14 protein-coding genes are annotated in these 17,147 nt (G+C 57.5%); 5 read left to right on the top strand and 9 right to left on the bottom strand.

Annotated features, from left to right (window positions below; all coding sequences use genetic code 11):
• Window positions 1–69: 69 nt before the first annotated feature.
• Both WA411_RS03005 and ahpF read right to left on the bottom strand, forming a co-directional pair.
• Entirely contained in the window at window positions 70–840 is a 771-nt protein-coding gene (locus WA411_RS03005) for a hypothetical protein (RefSeq protein ID WP_291904789.1), read from the bottom strand.
• Window positions 841–1,014: 174 nt separating this feature from the next.
• The gene (gene ahpF / locus WA411_RS03000; RefSeq protein ID WP_069182358.1) at window positions 1,015–2,601 is read right to left on the bottom strand and encodes an alkyl hydroperoxide reductase subunit F; all 1,587 of its coding nucleotides are present in this window, start codon (window positions 2,599–2,601) and stop codon (window positions 1,015–1,017) included.
• Window positions 2,602–2,859: 258 nt separating this feature from the next.
• Here ahpF and WA411_RS02995 point away from each other — a divergent pair, with 258 nt between their 5' ends.
• Complete coding sequence (locus WA411_RS02995) at window positions 2,860–3,615, top strand: DUF3581 domain-containing protein (RefSeq protein WP_136630132.1); 756 nt, start codon at window positions 2,860–2,862, stop codon at window positions 3,613–3,615.
• Window positions 3,596–4,072, top strand: coding sequence for a peroxiredoxin (locus WA411_RS02990; protein WP_291904794.1), 477 nt, complete (start codon window positions 3,596–3,598; stop codon window positions 4,070–4,072). The genes WA411_RS02995 and WA411_RS02990 overlap by 20 nt, the downstream gene beginning before the upstream one ends.
• A 77-nt stretch (window positions 4,073–4,149) precedes the next feature.
• Here WA411_RS02990 and ahpC read toward each other — a convergent pair whose 3' ends face one another.
• The 6 genes from ahpC to WA411_RS02960 form a co-directional block, all read right to left on the bottom strand.
• A complete protein-coding gene (ahpC, locus tag WA411_RS02985; protein WP_069182361.1) occupies window positions 4,150–4,713 on the bottom strand; it encodes an alkyl hydroperoxide reductase subunit C in 564 nt (187 codons plus the stop codon).
• A gap of 129 nt (window positions 4,714–4,842) precedes the next feature.
• Window positions 4,843–6,060 (bottom strand): choline transporter, encoded by a 1,218-nt coding sequence (locus WA411_RS02980; protein WP_069182362.1) that lies wholly within the window; start codon window positions 6,058–6,060, stop codon window positions 4,843–4,845.
• 196 nt (window positions 6,061–6,256) lie between these two features.
• Window positions 6,257–7,942, bottom strand: a complete 1,686-nt coding sequence (gene betA / locus WA411_RS02975) for a choline dehydrogenase (protein ID WP_291904796.1) — start codon at window positions 7,940–7,942, stop codon at window positions 6,257–6,259.
• A gap of 27 nt (window positions 7,943–7,969) precedes the next feature.
• Complete coding sequence (gene betB, locus WA411_RS02970) at window positions 7,970–9,439, bottom strand: betaine-aldehyde dehydrogenase (protein ID WP_291904798.1); 1,470 nt, start codon at window positions 9,437–9,439, stop codon at window positions 7,970–7,972.
• Window positions 9,440–9,501: 62 nt separating this feature from the next.
• Window positions 9,502–10,095, bottom strand: a complete 594-nt coding sequence (gene betI / locus WA411_RS02965; protein WP_069182365.1) for a transcriptional regulator BetI — start codon at window positions 10,093–10,095, stop codon at window positions 9,502–9,504.
• A gap of 195 nt (window positions 10,096–10,290) precedes the next feature.
• Window positions 10,291–10,503, bottom strand: a complete 213-nt coding sequence (locus tag WA411_RS02960; RefSeq protein WP_069182366.1) for an acetyltransferase — start codon at window positions 10,501–10,503, stop codon at window positions 10,291–10,293.
• 239 nt (window positions 10,504–10,742) lie between these two features.
• Between WA411_RS02960 and WA411_RS02955 the strand changes: the two genes are divergently transcribed.
• Entirely contained in the window at window positions 10,743–13,337 is a 2,595-nt protein-coding gene (locus tag WA411_RS02955; protein ID WP_291904802.1) for an EAL domain-containing protein, read from the top strand.
• Between the two features lie 33 nt (window positions 13,338–13,370).
• The gene (locus WA411_RS02950; RefSeq protein ID WP_053113333.1) at window positions 13,371–14,054 is read left to right on the top strand and encodes a DUF4396 domain-containing protein; all 684 of its coding nucleotides are present in this window, start codon (window positions 13,371–13,373) and stop codon (window positions 14,052–14,054) included.
• A 43-nt stretch (window positions 14,055–14,097) separates the two neighbouring features.
• On the opposite strand, the gene WA411_RS02945 is transcribed toward WA411_RS02950, so the two are convergent.
• Window positions 14,098–14,871, bottom strand: coding sequence for a CLCA_X family protein (locus WA411_RS02945; RefSeq protein WP_291904804.1), 774 nt, complete (start codon window positions 14,869–14,871; stop codon window positions 14,098–14,100).
• A 164-nt stretch (window positions 14,872–15,035) separates the two neighbouring features.
• On the opposite strand from WA411_RS02945, the gene WA411_RS02940 reads away from it, so the two are divergent.
• The gene (locus tag WA411_RS02940) at window positions 15,036–17,138 is read left to right on the top strand and encodes a molybdopterin-dependent oxidoreductase (RefSeq protein ID WP_291904806.1); all 2,103 of its coding nucleotides are present in this window, start codon (window positions 15,036–15,038) and stop codon (window positions 17,136–17,138) included.
• Window positions 17,139–17,147: the final 9 nt, after the last annotated feature.

Below are 17,147 nucleotides of genomic sequence, written 5' to 3'. Positions count from 1 at the left end.
TTGGCTTTCGTGGAGCCTAAGCTACCGACCTGCCGTGTAACAGACAAGCGGAGATGCGTAACCGAAGTCTCAGTTCAGGGAAGAAGGTTCAGCCGCGGCGGCCGGCTCTTCAAATTCGACATAGAGCTTTCCGGCCAGTTGTTCATAGACGCCGGCGTTTTTCAGGCGCTTCATCTCGGCCGACAGGCTTCTGAGGAATTGCCGGTTGGCTTGTGTGTTGTGACAGGTTAGCCGGTCATAACTTTCAAGCAGCGGACTTGCAGGATCGTAGCTGAGCTTGTCCAGGAACGGACGCACATCGGGAACGGCAGCGATCATAGCGCCAAATCGCTGATGCTCAAGCATGGCCAGATTCTGGGCATCACTCTTGGACCAGACCACATCGACATTGTGAGCCTCCAGAACCCCATCCAGATAGGTCTCATGGCCAATGACCGCCCCTACGGTTTTGCCCTCCAGTTTGGACAAAGCACTGACGGGCTCGTCACCCGGCGGGGTAAACAGATAGTAAGTGAACTTGCCGAGGGGAAAACTCGCGACAACGGCGTCTTCCCCCAGCCGCCGCTCGAGAACTTCGGTAAAAGAATAGATGCAGTCGGCGCCCCGCTGCTCGAACACCAGCATCGCCCGTTTGTAGGGATAGAACTCTTCACTCACTGTGACGTCCAGACCATCCAGGGCCCGATAGAGGATTTTCTGGTAAACACCGTCGCCGTTTTCGGTCAGCAGACTGGTGATGTCCGGAACCGCAATCCGAACGGCCGGATCGGCCACTGCAGGGGCGCTCAGGACGCTTGCGTCAAACAGTAACGCAAGGATAGACAGGAGGAAGCGTTTCATACCACGCGCATCGGTCCATGACGGTAAAAGTGACTATTTTTCATACAGGACTGGAAGTATGACAACGACGTTTCACTTGTGCCAGAAAAACCTTGTTAAACCTGTGGGTTTAGCCATAAAAAAAGCACCGGATCGCTCCGGTGCTTCTCTCTCATCAGGCGGCTGTTTTCTGGTTTACGCCGCTTCGCCCTCGCTTTCATCCACGGAGTTGCGGATCAGGAAGTCAAAGGCGCTCAAGGCGGCCTTCGAACCCTCACCCATGGAGATGACGATCTGCTTGTAGGGCACAGTGGTCGCGTCGCCCGCCGCAAAGACACCCGGAATAGAGGTTTCATTGCGATCGTTGACGATGATCTCACCGTGCTGGCTCAGTTCGATGTCACCCTTGAGCCATTCGGTGTTGGGCACCAGGCCAATCTGCACGAACACACCTTCCAGGGAGATGTGGTGCTGCTCACCGGACTTACGGTCGGTATAGTTCAGGCCATTTACCTTGCCGTTTTCACCGGTGATCTCCGTGGTCTGTCCGGAGGTGATGATTTCCACGTTCTTCAGGCTGCGCAGTTTCTTCTGCAGGACCTCATCAGCGCGCATTTCGGCACCGAACTCGATCAGGGTCACGTGGCCCACGATGCCGGCCAGGTCGATGGCGGCTTCCACACCGGAGTTACCACCGCCGATTACGGCAACACGCTTGCCCTTGAACAGGGGACCGTCACAGTGCGGGCAGTAGGCCACGCCCTTGTTGCGGTACTCTTCCTCTCCCGGTACGCCCATCTGGCGCCAGCGAGCACCGGTGGACAGAACCAGACTGCGTGCCTTGAGGGTGGCACCGTTTTCCAGACGCACTTCGTGGGGCATGCCCGGGCGCGAGGCTGGAATCAGCTTCTCGGCGCGCTGCATGTTCATGATATCCACGTCGTACTCTTTGACGTGCTGCTCCATGGCCGAGACCAGTTTCGGGCCTTCGGTATAAGGTACGGAGATCAGGTTTTCGATGCCCATGGTGTCAGCCACCTGGCCACCGAAACGCTCGGCTGCGATGCCGGTAGAGATTCCCTTACGGGCTGCGTAGATGGCCGCAGAGGCGCCGGCCGGCCCGCCACCAATCACCAGAACCTCGAAGGTATCCTTCTGGTTGATCTTCTCGGCGTCTTTCTCGCTGGAGCTGGTGTCCAGTTTGGCGACAATCTCTTCCAGGGTCATACGGCCCTGGCCCCAGGGCTCACCGTTCATGTAAACGCTGGGCACCGCCATGACTTCGCGCTGCTCCACTTCATCCTGGAACAAGGCTCCGTCGATGGAGGTGTTCTTGATGTTCGGGTTCAGCACGCTCATAAGATTCAGTGCCTGAACCACATCCGGGCAGTTCTGGCAGGACAGGGAGAAGTAGGTCTCGAACTCGAACCGACCTTCCAGCGACTGAATCTGCTCAATCACATCCTGGGAAGCCTTGGAGGGGTGGCCGCCCACCTGAAGCAAGGCCAGTACCAGCGAGGTAAATTCGTGGCCCATGGGAATGCCGGCAAAGCGAACGCCAATATCGGTGCCTACACGGTTAATGGCGAAGGAAGGACGACGCACATCATTGGATTCTTCGGTGCGCAGGCTGATCTTGGAAGACATGGGTTCCAGTTCTTCCAGCAGTTCCCGGAGTTCCTGGGACTTCTTGCTGTCGTCATAGGCCGCAACCAGCTCGATCGGCTGCTGCAGCTTGTCCATGTAGGCCTTGAGCTGTTCCTTGATATTGGCATCCAACATATTCCGACTTCTCCTTTAAATTTCGAAACTAAGTATTTGAAAAAATACGGTGGTCAATTGAAGTTGGTGCAAAGATACGGTCCGGCTACCCGATGCTCAAATTAATTGACCCAAACTGTTTGATAGAACTTTGCTATACCTTGAGACTTGCCTCTGCCCGGGACTTGACCAATAGCGCATATCCACCGAAAGCCTGCCGCAGTATGATGTTGTCATAATGTCGCAACATCATTCTCCGGTACCCAGAATAGGCAACGCATGTTTCTAGACCGTTTCCACTCCGTCCAGGACGGACACGTCGTAATTTCCGCTCTGCAAGCCAGCCAGTTCGCCAAGGAAATCGCCGGGGATTTCAATCCCATCCATGATCCGGATGCCCGCCGTTTCTGTGTTCCAGGCGACCTGCTGTTTGCTATCGTGCTGGCCCGCTTCGGACTGTCGGAAAACATGACCTTCCGGTTCCGCAGCCTGCTCGGAGAGAATGTACCTCTCAAATTCGTCGAAACCGAGGATACGATTGAGGTCTGCGACGATGCCGGCAAGGTCTATATTGAAGTGGACCGCAGTGGCGCCACAACAAACGACCAACAGCTGATCGAGGCCATTACCCGCGCCTATGTGGCGGCCTCGGGGAAGAATTTCCCCCACACCCTGAAACCATTGATGGAGTCGAACGGGGTGATGTTCAATCCCGATCGCCCCATGGTGATGTACGAGAGCATGAGCCTGGCTCTGGACAACCTCGATCTTCCGTCCCCTGAGCTCGAATTGCACAATGCGACACTGGAAGAGGCCGGCAAGCGCGGCAATGTCTTCCTGGAATACCGCCTTACCGCTAACGGCAAACCGGTGGGCGAAGTGACCAAACGGCTCGTATTAAGTGGTCTGCGACCGTATTCCGAAGAGGCGATGGCCGGCGTGATTGAAGAGTTCTATCGCCTCAAGGCCCGCGGCGCAGACTATTTCAACAAGAACAACCGTGGAGACCAGAGCAATGCCAATTCAGCCGGGTGATACCCTGCCAGATATCGAACTTCAGGTAATGGGCGAAAAGGGTCCGGAGAGAATCCGTACCAGCGAGCTCTTTGCCGGTAAGAAAGCGGTACTTTTCGCCGTACCGGGTGCGTTCACACCGACCTGTTCAGCCGCTCATTTGCCTGGCTTTGTGGTGAACGCCGACAAGCTGCGCGCGAAGGGCGTGGATACCATCGTGTGCACCTCGGTCAACGACGCCTTCGTGATGGACGCCTGGGGCAAGGCCCACAATGCCGACGAAATCGTCATGCTGGCCGATGGCCTGGCAGAGTTCGCCAAGGCTCTGGACCTGACCCAGGACCGCACCGCCAACGGCATGGGCATTCGCAGCCAGCGTTATGCCATGATCGTCAACGACGGCAAGGTGGAGCTGCTGCACGTAGACCCGCAGGGGCTGGACCTCACCAAGGCCGAGACCATTCTCGAGTCGCTCTGAGCGATACCTTATATCCAGACACAAAAAACCCCGGAAAATCCGGGGTTTTTCGTTCATAAGCTTTCCGGAAGGAGAGCTTAGATCTTGCCAACCAGGTCCAGAGACGGAGCCAGAGTTTCTTCGCCTTCTTTCCACTTGGCCGGGCATACTTCGCCAGGATGCTTGCGAACGTACTGTGCCGCTTTGACCTTGCGCATCAGGTCGTCTGCATCACGGCCAATACCTTCGGCAGTGATTTCCATAGCCTGGATAACGCCATCCGGATCGATCAGGAAGGTGGCACGGTCTGCCAGGCCCTGGCCTTCACGCATTACACCGAAGTTGTTGGTGATGGTGCCGGTCTGGTCGCCTACCATGTAGTACTGGATCTTGCCGATAGTCTCGGAAGCATCGTGCCAAGCCTTGTGGGTGAAGTGAGTGTCGGTGGACACAGAGAACACTTCAACGCCTAGCTTCTGCAGCTCTTCGTACTTGTCTGCAACGTCGCCCAGCTCAGTCGGGCAAACGAAAGTGAAGTCGGCCGGGTAGAAGAAAAATACCGCCCACTTGCCTTTTACATCGGCTTCGCTGATCTCAACGAACTCGCCGTTTTTGAAAGCGGTAGCGTTGAACGGCTTGATCTCGCTGTTAATGATGCCCATTAAAGATAACTCCTTGTTGATGGATTCAATAAGTGGATGAATTTACGGCGCTAAAGGTACTGGCATGCAGCGCCGCGATAAAATTGATAATTTCCAAGCCAAGGATAGGCTCTGCCTATTTATGGGGTCTTAACCGGCAAGTTCAATCTTGCCAAAGTCCAGAATATTCTCTTTCGGTGACGCTTTGATGGCAGCCACTTCGGCCCGCTTCTTCGCCAGGATGTAGACGAAACAGCCGAAATACAGTGCGATCACCAGGGCGCCTACCCACTGAATCCGGAGAAAATCCAGCTGGAACAGCATGGTCAGACCCACCATCGCGAGGAAATTGAACACCACGTAATTCGCCCGTCCCAGGCGCTGGGCGGTGAGATTCAGGTTGTCTGTGTACAGACGGATCAGCGAATCCAGTGAGTTCACCACCATCAACACGCCCACCGAGATCATGGCAAGGTTGGTAAACGCCGCAATCTGCAGGCCTTCCGCATGATAGTGGTAAAGCACGGTAAACCACACACCAATGGCGATGGACGGCACCACCAGCATGGCAATCAGCAACTGCCAGGTACGGATACCGCTAACGAAGCGGGCCGTAAACTGACCGATCATGATGCTCCAGGCAAACCACCAGAACAGGTAGAACTCGTGGTAGTCATTGATGGGCAGGACAAACTGATGAATGTTGGCAAAGTATTCGCCGATCAATCCGGCGGTGCCGAGGAAATCTGCCGGCGAGCCGGCCCCCATGACAAACGCCCGGAACCACATGCCCGCAATCAGAGCGATGAACAGCAGGCTCGAGCCCAGACTCAGGATACGCACATACTTGATCTTGGAGCTGGAGTAGACCGCCAGCCCAATCGCAGCAAACACGATAAAGTAGAACGCCGGTACCACGGACTCGCCGTCACCCAGCATGGGCAGATACCAGGGCAGGTTCACCAGCAACAGATAGGCGGTGAAAGCGCAGGTGCCGATGATCACAACGTTGTTCACGATCTTCACCAGCGGAATTTCAAAGAACTTCACCCGCGGCTCGATGATCGCGAAGTAAAAACAAGTCAGGAAATAGAAGCCCCAGATCAGAAATGCCCAGAACCCGAACTCAATGGCCAGCGGGTTGGCAAAACCATACTCCGGGCTGGCAGACAGATCGCCATAACCACCAAACTCGGTGAGCGGGAACATGATCAGGCCCACATCAAGACCGGACGTGAACAGTATGGCGATAAAGGTGAAGGTGCGAACCGGCGTGACGCCAATGCACTGGATGTCCCACCATTTGTACAGAATCAGGGCAATGGCGGCGAAGGTAAATATCAGACCTGCGGATAACCAGAGTGTCATAACGTCCTCCGGTTACTTTCTTTCTTTTTGATAAACAGCATGGGTGTTCCTCCTCTACTTGGTTCGAATCGGACACAAACCCAGGACTTGCCTATCCGGCGCCCGAAAACGGCAGAACACCGTCGCGCTGATAGGGAAATCCTGAGGGCTTGCAAAACCCCGGGCGCGTTGCACGCCCGGGCGGGATGACGACGCGCTATGCGAGCGCGCGCTTTGCCTGTCCCGGGCGCTGACGCACCTGCCACTGGTCGTCCATAACCACAGGGGCATCAGAAGGTTGCAGGGGCTCCCTGCCCCGAATCAGGTCGGCTGCCCGCTCGGCCACCATGATGGTGGGCGAATTCAGGTTGCCATTCGGTATGGTCGGGAAGATGGACGAATCCACCACCCTGAGATTCCGGATGCCGTGTACCCGCGTCTCCGGATCCACCACCGCCAGCTCGTCGGTGCCCATCTTGCAGGAGCAGGACGGGTGGTAGGCGCTTTCCACCGCCTGGCGGACAAACGCATCGATTTCCTCGTCGGTCTGGACCTCGGCACCGGGCTGGATTTCCGCGCCCCGGTACTCGTCCATTGCCGGCTGATTGATGATTTCCCGGGTCAGGCGCACACAATCCCGGAAGCCTTCCCGATCTGCCTCGTGCTGCAGATAGTTGAAGCGGATGGTCGGTGCCTGTTTCGGATCGGCCGATTGCACATGCACAAAACCACGACTTTTCGGCTTGTTGTGACCAATGTGCAGCTGGAATCCGTCTCCGTTGAAGGCTTCTTTACCGTCGTAGCGCATGGCCGCCGGCAAAAAGTGATATTGCAGGTCGGGCCACTCGACGCCGGCCTTGGACCGGATAAAGCCACAGGACTCAAAGTGGTTCGTGGCGCCCAGGCCGTCCTTGCGGAGAATCCAGCGAATACCGATCTTCAGCTTGTTCCACCAGTCCAGCTTGCGGTTGAGTGAAACCGGCTGTTGGCAGCGGTACTGAAAGTAAAACTCCAGGTGGTCCTGCAGGTTCTCACCAACGCCGGGTAGCTCGTGCGCTACCTCAATACCAGCCTTTTCCAGTACCTCACGCTTGCCAATTCCGGACAGCTGAAGCAGGTGCGGTGAGCCAATGGAACCGGCCGACAGGATGACCTCCTCGGCGGCCTTCGCCTCGTGCACCTTGCCGCCCTGCTCGTAACGGACACCGGTGGCGGTTTTGCCGTCCAGCAATACCTTGTGCACCAGAGCATGGGTGACCACCGTCAGGTTCGGGCGCTCCATGGCCGGGCGAAGATAGGCGTTGGCGGTGGACCAGCGACGACCGTTCTTCACGGTCATATGCATGGCGCCGAAGCCTTCCTGCTGGGTTCCGTTGTAATCGCCGGTTTCGAAATAACCAGCATCGGAACCCGCCTGGATAAAGGCCTTGTAGAGCGGGTTCTGCATGTTGTTGCCGTTGTTCACACCGAGCGGGCCTTTATCACCCCGGTAATCATCGCCGCCAAACGCCCAGGTTTCGGCTTTTTTGAAATACGGCAGGACATTCCGGTAATGCCAGCCGGTGGCGCCTTCGGAATCCCATTCGTCAAAATCCCGGGCGTGGCCACGGACATACACCATGCCGTTGATGGAGGAAGAGCCCCCCAGAACCTTGCCCCGGGGGCAATGCATACGGCGGTTGTCCAGATACGGCTCCGGCTCGGTCTCGAACTGCCAGGCGTATTTCTTGGTGTTCATGGGAATGGACAGCGCGGTGGGCATCTGGATGAAGATGCTCTTGTCACTGCCGCCGGTTTCCAGCAGCAGCACCCGGTGGCGTGCGTCCTCGGTCAGGCGGTTGGCCAGTACACAACCGGCGGAACCCGCACCCACGATGATGTAGTCGTATCGGTTTTCTGTCATACGCATTCTCCTCTGTGGCTTGCGGGCTTAAAACGGGGCATCCAGATCCTGCATGCCGATGTAGACGGACTTGATCTGGGTGTAATGCGCTATGGTCTCGCGCCCGTTTTCCCGGCCGATGCCGGAGAGTTTGTAGCCGCCCACCGGCATTTCCGCCGGGGAGGCACCGTAGCTGTTGATCCAGCAGATACCGGCCTGGATCTGGTGAATCACCCGGTGGGCCCGGCGGATGTCGTTGGTGAACACGCCCGCGGCCAGACCGGTGTCGGTGTTGTTGGCCCGGGCAATCACCTCGTCCTCGTCGCGGAAGGTGAGCACCGACATCACCGGCCCGAAGATCTCTTCCTTCACGATGGTCATGTCATCGGTGCAGTCGGTGAAGATGGTGGGCTCCACGAAATAGCCGCCTTTGGAATCCTCCGGCTCAAAGGCCCGCCCGCCGTGGCTGAGGGTGGCCCCTTCAGACAGGCCTTTGGCGATGTAATCGAGCACCAGATCCCGGTGTTTTGCCGAGATGAGGGCGCCAAAATTGGTGTCCGGATTCATCGGGTCGCCGGGTTTGATGTTCTTGCGGGTGCGCTCCAGCAGGCGTTCCATGAAACGCGGGTACAGATCTTCATGGACAAACACCCGGGTACCGTTGGTGCAGATCTCGCCCTGGGTGTAGAAGTTGCCCACCATGGCGGCAGAGATGGCGTTTTCCAGGTCGGCATCGTCAAAGATGATCAGCGGAGATTTTCCGCCGAGTTCCATGGTGACGTCTTTCAGGGTGGAGGATGCCGCTGCCATTACCTTCTTGCCGGTAGCCACTTCGCCGGTGAAGGAGACCTTGGCAATCTCCGGATGATGGGTCAGCCATTGGCCCACCTCGGCGGCGCCCTGCACCACGTTGAACACACCTGCGGGCACGCCTGCCTCGGTAAAGATCTCCGCCAGCTTCACCGCACCCATGGGGGTTTCCTCGGAGGGCTTGAAGATCATGGCATTACCGCAGGCCAGGGCCGGCGCGGATTTCCAGCAGGCAATCTGGATCGGGTAGTTCCAGGCCCCAATGCCGGCGCAGATGCCCAGGGGCTCCCGGCGGGTGTAGTAAAAATCACCGCCCAGGTCCTGTTGGTTACCTTCGATGGAGGGTGCCAGGCCGGCAAAGAACTCAACCGCATCGGCACCGGTGACCACATCCACGGCTTCTGCTTCCTGCCAGGGCTTCCCGGTATCGCACACCTCTGCGGCAGCCAATTCGTCATTACGCTCTCTCAGAAGCGCAACCGCCCGAAGCAAAATCCGGCTGCGCTCAATGGCAGTCATGGCAGACCACTCGGCAAAACCGGCGCGGGCACTTTCAATGGCAGCCTGCTGCACGGATTCATCCGCCACTTCCACTTCGTAGATAACCTGGCCTGTGGCCGGGTTTACCACGGGGAAGGTTTCGCCGGTGCTGTTGGCCAGGAAACGGCCATGGACGAAATTCTGAACAACAGGAAGAGATGCAGACATAGTAATCAGATACCTCGGTTCGGTGTCTTCAGGCCTTGTGGGCCATTTGAATCTATCGCGGCTCAGGCGGTGGCCTGAGCCAGTGTCTCGTGGACAAATTTCTTGCAGAGCCGCTCGCCGGCTTCAAAGCTTTCTGCCGGGTCCAGGCTCAGGGCACTGCGCAGCCAGAAACCGTCAATCATTGCTGCGGTTTGCCGGGCCGCCTCTGTCGCCGCAGCCGGTTCGAGCACCTGCGCAAACGAGTACCGCAGGTTGCTGTACAGCCGGGCATTGTTGATCTGCTGCAGCCGCTTCAGGCCAGGCTCATGCATCGACCGGGCCCAGAAGCTCAGCCAGGTCTTGGCGGCCAACGCCGAGCGCTGGAACTCAGAAAAGTTTGACTCGATGATGCAGTTCAGCCGCTGCTCGGGGGAGCGGTCGGTCCTGGCCATGCGCTCCCGCAGTTCCTTGCCCAATTGATCCAGCAGATAACGCAGAGCCGCCTCAATCAGACCCTGCTTGCCACCGAAGTAGTGGCTGATAATCCCTGAGGACATACCCGCCCGCTTGCTGATGCTGACAATGGTGGTGTTCTGCATACCCAGCTCAGCAATCGAATCCATGGTGGCTTCAATCAGCTGCTGCTTGCGTGTGTCTTTAACCCCAACTTTTGGCATGGCGGCTTCGGTTTCTCGTCTTGATTCCGGTGTTGAAAAGCAGCGCGACTTGGCCCTGCTTTTTATTAATTGAACGTTCAATTAACAAAAAGCTTACAGAAGCAGGATGTGAAATTCAAACCTGTGTGAAAAATAGCCACTCTCAGGGCGACGCTAGCGCGACACTGTGGTGGCTACAGGAGGGGTAAGCAAGTGTCAGCTTTGTCGGCGGTAGTCGGGATTGGTCCAGCACACAGGAAGCGCTTCACCTGAGGGAAAGGCAAGGTCCGATTTTGCAAAGGATTCCGGGTCCTGCGCCTCTTCCCCGTAATGGAGGCTGCCGCGAACCTCTTGGACATGGGGGTCAAACAGTGCCTGGGTATCCAGCACTTCTATCAGGTGCCCGGTTGCTTTTTCAGCGACAAACATGGAGGCCTCCTCGGGATAGGTTTTACCCCTTAAACGTAGCAGATGCGCCGCCATCCAGACAGGCGAGCCTGGTCACCGGGAGCCCAGGGCGCGCGCAGGAAACGCTGGAAAACTCGAAATATGAGACATTTCGCTACATTAAATATCGGTTGGCGGCTTTTCTGGCGCAGAAAGATTGATAAGCTGAACTTTGAGACAAAAATAAAAGCCTGCTGGCTAAATAACGGGGTCTACTGTTCGTGATCCTAAGCAATGCTCTGCGTATCCTTGTTCTGATGCTGGCCTTGAGCGTGTTCCAGTCTGTCCACGCGGATGCCGGCCCGGTTTCGGTGGTCTCTGGCACACCGATTGAGAGCCACTTCCAGTACTGGGAAGACACCGGTGCCAACGCAACACTGGCCGAGGTTCGCGCTCTTCCCGAATCCGCCTGGCAACACAGGCTCACTGGCAAAGCCACCTTTGGCATCACAGATTCCGCCTATTGGCTGCAGGTTGAGGTGCATAACCAAACCGATCGTGACCAATTGCTGATCGCCGAGCTGGCCTACTCGCAGCTCGATGACGTGGTGTTCCACGAGCTCTCCGGGGGCACAGTGCTTCGCGAATTCCGCACCGGGGATACCCGCCCCTTCTATCCGAGGGATGTTGACCATCCCAGCATGCTGTTCAGGTTCCAGGTGGCACCGGACAAGCTGAAAACGCTCTACGTACGGGTGGCGACACAAGGCTCGATGGTGGTGCCGCTGCAGATATGGCATCAGAGTGATTTTTACGAGGCCGCCGCCAACGAGCAAAAACTGCACTTTTTCTACTACGGCAGCCTGGCGGTCATCATTCTGATCAACCTGGCCGTGTTCCTGACCCTGCGTGAACGGCTGTACCTGTACTACGCGCTGGCCATATCCGGGTATTTCCTGTTTTTTGCCGCGGTTCGCGGTTATACCCTCCAGCATATCTATCCGGAGTCACCGTTTCTGCATGCCCATGTGTTGATGCTCTCCATCCCTTTCCTGGCGATGTTTTCACTGCTGTTCTGCATGGAGTTTCTGAAAGTCCGCTCACACAGCCCGCGGCTTTACCGCGCTCTGCAAGCTATGTTGGTGTTCGAGATCCTGTACTTCCTTAGCGCTCCGCTTTTGAGCTACGACACCGGCATCCGGGTTGCGGCGATCTCCGCATTCGGATTCTTTTCGCTGCTACTGGTAGCAGGTCCTGTCACCTGGGCCGCCGGTGTTCGGGCCGGGATTTTTTTCACCATTGCCTGGACACCACTCACTGTAGGAGTATCGGCAACAGCCGGTCGCGCTCTTGGCCTGTTGCCGGAGAACTTCTTTACCGAGTACGCCATGCAGATAGGATCCGGGCTCGAAGCTTTCATTCTGACACTCGCCCTTGCCGACCGCCTTTATCGGGAACGGGAGCAGAAAATCCAGGCCCAGGCCGACATCCTGCAACAGCAGAAAGCCCGCAGCGATGCCCAGACCCGGTTGAACGAGGCGCTCACCCATGATCCGGTTACCGGTCTTCCAAACCGCAACCGCTTCGAGTGGATGGTGGATGAGCAATTCCGGCAACACCCCAATGGCCGCTTCATGGTTGGGGTTACCCGGATAACCCAGCTTGAGGAAATCAACCGCACCCTGGGCCTCGACCGCAGTGAGCGCCTGCTCAAAGCAATGGCAGAACAGATGATCAAGCTGGCAGCGGAACTACCGATGGTTCACTCCACCGTCAATTCCGAAGGTCGTGAGGAGCTCGTCTACCAGCTTTCCGGAGACAGCTTTGGCCTGCTGGTGGATATCGGCAAAACGGGGGACGATTTCAAGTCATTGGATAATGCACTGAAGCAACTGGCCGAACCGGTGTTACTGGACAACATCGCCATAGAACCCAACCCCCGGTTCGGTGCCGCCAGCTTTCCGGAACATGGAAAAAAAGCGGCTCTCCTGATCCGCAACGCCCACGTTGGCATGGAAATGGCCCCTCACGGTCCCTATGAGACCGGTCTGTATTCCCGGAAAAACGATATCTATGACGAGAGCCGGCTGACATTGATGTCTGACCTTCGGGAGGCTCTGCACAACAATCAGACCCAACTCTACTACCAACCCAAAACCAGTCTGGCCACGGGCAAGGTGGTGGGTGTGGAAGCCCTGATTCGCTGGCACCATCCGGAAAGAGGCTGGGTGCCACCGATCGACTTCGTTCCCATGGCGGAGAAAACCGGTGTGATCAAACACCTGACTCGCTGGGTGGTGGATCAGGCGATGAACGATCTCAAAGCACTCCACGAGATTGATCCGGAGCTGACCATCTCAGTGAATATCTCCGCTCGCGACCTCAGTTCTCCAGAACTGATTGGCCTGTTTGAAACCCGCATAAAGCGATATCAGCTACAGGCGGAACAGGTCATCATCGAACTCACCGAAACCGCGGCCATGGACGATCCACACCGAGGCCTGAAAGCCCTGAATGAATTGACGGCGATCGGGCTCAAGCTCTCGATTGACGACTTCGGCGCCGGTTACTCCTCACTCTCCTACCTGAAGAAGCTGCCAGCCAGCGAAATAAAGCTGGACCGCACCCTGCTGCAGGACATCGAGTCCAGCGACAGCGCCCGGATGATCGTGGAAACCGCCATCAGTATGGGCCAGGGCCTCGGTTATCGGGTGGTTGCCGAAGGCATTGAGACCGAAAAATCGGCACGCCTCCTTGAATCGCTCGGAGCGGAAATGCTCCAGGGGTACTGGATCTGCCCACCGAAGTCTCTGGACGATCTCAAGGCATGGCTGGAGGTTGAAAGAAAGACGACGGGCCTCCAAGGACTACGCTAAGAGTAAATTTCTTGGGAAAGGATTGTTCTTTCTATGAGCCTTGATCAGATTCAGGCCCTTATCGACACCTGGACGGGCTTGGGCATCTGGCTGGCACTCGTTGGCGCCAGTGTTGCCTGGGTGATCTACGACCTGAAAACCAGCAACAGCCATATCGCCTCCATGATGCAGTGGGTTTGGGGGCTGACCGTGCTTTACTCGGGACCGATAGGCCTTGCCATCTACCGATATTCCGGGCGCAAACAGATCCCCACGGACAGTCTTGCCCGCAAGGGTTTTCGTTCGGTGGCCCATTGCTATTCGGGCTGCGGCATAGGCGAGATTCTCGGGGTGATCATCTCGGTTGGCCTGTTTGCCATGGGCAACTTCTGGGCAGCCATCATCACCTTTACCCTCGCGTATATATTCGGCTTTGCCCTGAACATTGGCCCGATGATGCAGAACGGGATGCCCTTCAAGGAAGCCTTCAAGGGCGCGTTCGTTGCGGAAACCATCAGTATTGTGGTCATGGAGTCCGTGGCAATCACCACCGACCTATATCTGGGCGGAGAAGCAACCATGGGTGATGCCCTGTTCTGGTCATCACTTTACGTATCGCTCTCACTTGGGTTGTTTGCCGCCTGGCCGGCCAATCTGCTTTTGATCAAATACGGCCTCAAGGGCGGCATGGGCGACCCACGGGATGAGGACGCTGCTTCCCACGCGCACTGCCACTGACCGCTCCATGGCTTGGGCCTGCGTGAACCTGCTCGGGAAGCAATCAGCTTCCGGCCGCGCGCAGGGCCTGCCCCAGAGCTGAATAATATCCCTGGAATGCACGATTAACCCGTTCCCGTTGCGCGCCAACCGGATAGAGCCCCAGTTTTGCCTCTTCGGATTCCCTGGTTCCGCTTACCAGAAAGGCATTCTTTACGTCGGCATCCTGCACAAAGGCTTCAAACGCCCGGGCGCAGAGTTCTTCGGGCAGGCTGAAGTACTGAATCCCGGCCGCTTTGTCGGCCTTTATCGAGCAACGGAAGAGTTCGCTGGGCTCTGCGCCTTCCTCGTCCAGCAAAACCGCTTTAAAGCAGGCCTGCAGATGGTCATTCAAAGGGTGACGAATCGCATCGTCGCGGCCTAGCCAGAGTTTCGACGCAAACTGGCCTCTCTGGGCCTCACCGAAAAGCTTCTCGCCGATGTAATGGTCGAAGGCGTGAAACCACTCGTGGGCGATGCTGCCGGGCCCGGCATTCTTGGCCAGTGAGAAGCTGCGCGTGGCCGGCGTGTAATGGGCCGACACGCCGGGCCGGCCGCCAATGCCGTACTGCAACGCCAGGGTGCCGCGCAGGGACACCAGCGACTCGGTGCCGCCAAGAATGGTCGTCAGGTCGCACAGGGCATCGTAGAACAGCAACGCACTGCGTTGTTTCTCCGGCTCGGTGACCCAGCGACCAAGCTCGATTGAACGGAACTGGAAACGACGGCGGACGTCGAGAAAGGTAACCGGCGCTCCGGCACGATGGTCCGGGCCCCGACGGTAAAAGGTTTTAGCCATGGCGCTATTGTACGATGAAATTCCGGCCTGTCTTTCAGGCACCGGGAGAAACATCATTTGGCGGGATTGACCGGTTTTATGTGAATTATGACCGTCTGATTTTTCGCCGGCCTGTGCCACACTGCCAGAACCAATAATGACAATATCCCGAGTGAGTGTTTGCCATGACCGACACCCAGACCCATTACCGCACCTGCAATATCTGTGAAGCCATGTGTGGCCTCGAAATCCAGCATCGGGGTAACGAGATCCTGTCCATCAAGGGCGACAACAACGACCCGTTCAGCCGCGGCCATATCTGCCCGAAAGCTGTTGCACTGCAGGATTTCTACAATGACAAGGACCGCCTGAAAGCACCCATGAAGCGCACCGCCGACGGCTGGCAGGAAATCAGCTGGGATGAGGCTTTTGAGGAAATCGCCTCCCGTTTCCGGGCTATCCAGCAGGAACATGGGCAGGATGCGGTCGGGGTGTATCTGGGCAATCCGAACGCCCACAACTTTGGCAACGCCATCATGCTACCGCGGTTCTTCAAGGCGCTGGGCACCAACAACCGCTACAGTTCCGCCTCCGCCGACCAGTTGCCACACCACGTGGCTTCCAACTACATGCTCGGCGCCGGCATGCTGATTCCGGTGCCCGACATCGACCACACGGATTTCATGCTGATCATTGGCGCCAACCCGATTGTTTCCAACGGCAGCCTGATGACAGCACCCGGCGTCGGCAAACGCCTGAAAGCCATCCAGCAACGGGGCGGCAAGGTGGTGGTGGTTGATCCACGGCGCACCGAGACCGCGAAAAAGGCCGACCAGCACCTGTTCATCCGCCCGGAAACCGATGCCCTGTTCATGCTGGCCATGGTCCACACCCTGTTCGAGGAACAGCTGGTTACCCTTGGCCACCTGGAAGACCGGATTGACGGGCTGGAACAACTGGCCGAGGCCGTCAGACCCTATTCTCCGGAATCCGTGTCGGACGCCTGCGGTATGAGCGCTAGCGCCATTCGCGAGCTGGCACGGGAGATGGCCGCTGCCAAGAGCGCCGTTTGTTACAGCCGTATGGGGGCTTCCACTCAATCCTTCGGTGGCCTCTGCCAGTGGCTGAACAACGTGCTGAACATTCTCACCGGCAACTTCGATAGCCGCGGCGGCGCCATGTTCCCCCAGCCGGCCTTTGATCTGGTGCGGGACAAAAAGGGCAAGCCCAGTTCCTATGGCCGTTACGAGTCCCGTGTTAGAAAGCTCCCCTACTTCAACAACGAATTCCCCGTGGCCACCCTGGCGGATGAGATCCTGAGCCCGGGCGAGGGCCAGATCCGCGCGATGATCACCATCGCCGGCAACCCCGTGCTTTCGGCACCCGGCGGAGCCCGACTGGAAGACGCCTTCGATGCATTAGATTTCATGGTGTCGGTGGATATCTACCTGAACGAAACCACCCGCCATGCCGACATCATCCTGCCGGCCACGACAGGGCTGGAAGTGCCCCACTTCGATGTGTTCTTCAACTCTTTCGCCGTGCGCAACACCGCCAAGTTCTCCGAGCCAATGTTCGAGAAAACCCCGAACCAGAAACACGACTGGGAAATTCTCCGGGACCTGGCCTTGCAGTTAACGGGCCTGGAAGACGATGGCGTAACGCCGGAGGCAATGCTGGATCTGGGCCTGAAACACGGCGCCTACGGAAAAGAGGGCATGAGCCTGGAGACCCTGAAAGCCAACCCCCATGGGGTGGATCTGGGGCCGCTTCAGCCCTGCCTGGCGCAGCGCATCCAGACCGAGGACGGCAAGATCCGCATTGCCCCCGAGCTATACCTGAAGGATCTGAAACGCCTGGATGCCTCGGGCCTGTTGCAGGCAGATGAGAACAGCGAGTATCCGTTCACGCTGATCAGCCGCCGCCTGCCCCGCAGCCACAATACCTGGACCCAGAATTCCCACCGGCTGGTAAAAGGCAAAAACCCGTGCACTTTGCAGATGAACGCGTCAGATGCCCTCAAAATCGGGCTTGAAGACGGACAACTGGCCACGGTTACGTCGGCTTCCGGGAGCATCAACCTGCCGGTGGAAATCGATGACGATATGTTCGAGGGTGTGATCAGTATGCCCCAGGGCTGGGGCCACAACCGGCCGGACACCGCCATGTCGATCGCCGAGGGACAACCCGGCGTGAGCATGAACGACGTCACCGATCCCGGTCGCATTGACGCGCTGACGGGCAATGCGGCGTTCAATGGAACGAGGGTAGCCGTACGCGCAGCCTGATGTGAGATA

Source organism: Marinobacter sp. CH_CUG1437-1 (assembly GCF_037029655.1).
Classification (GTDB): Bacteria; Pseudomonadota; Gammaproteobacteria; order Pseudomonadales; family Oleiphilaceae; genus Marinobacter; species Marinobacter salsuginis.
Note: the sequence above shows the minus strand (reverse complement) of the source record. Positions and strands in the feature narration are given on the sequence as shown.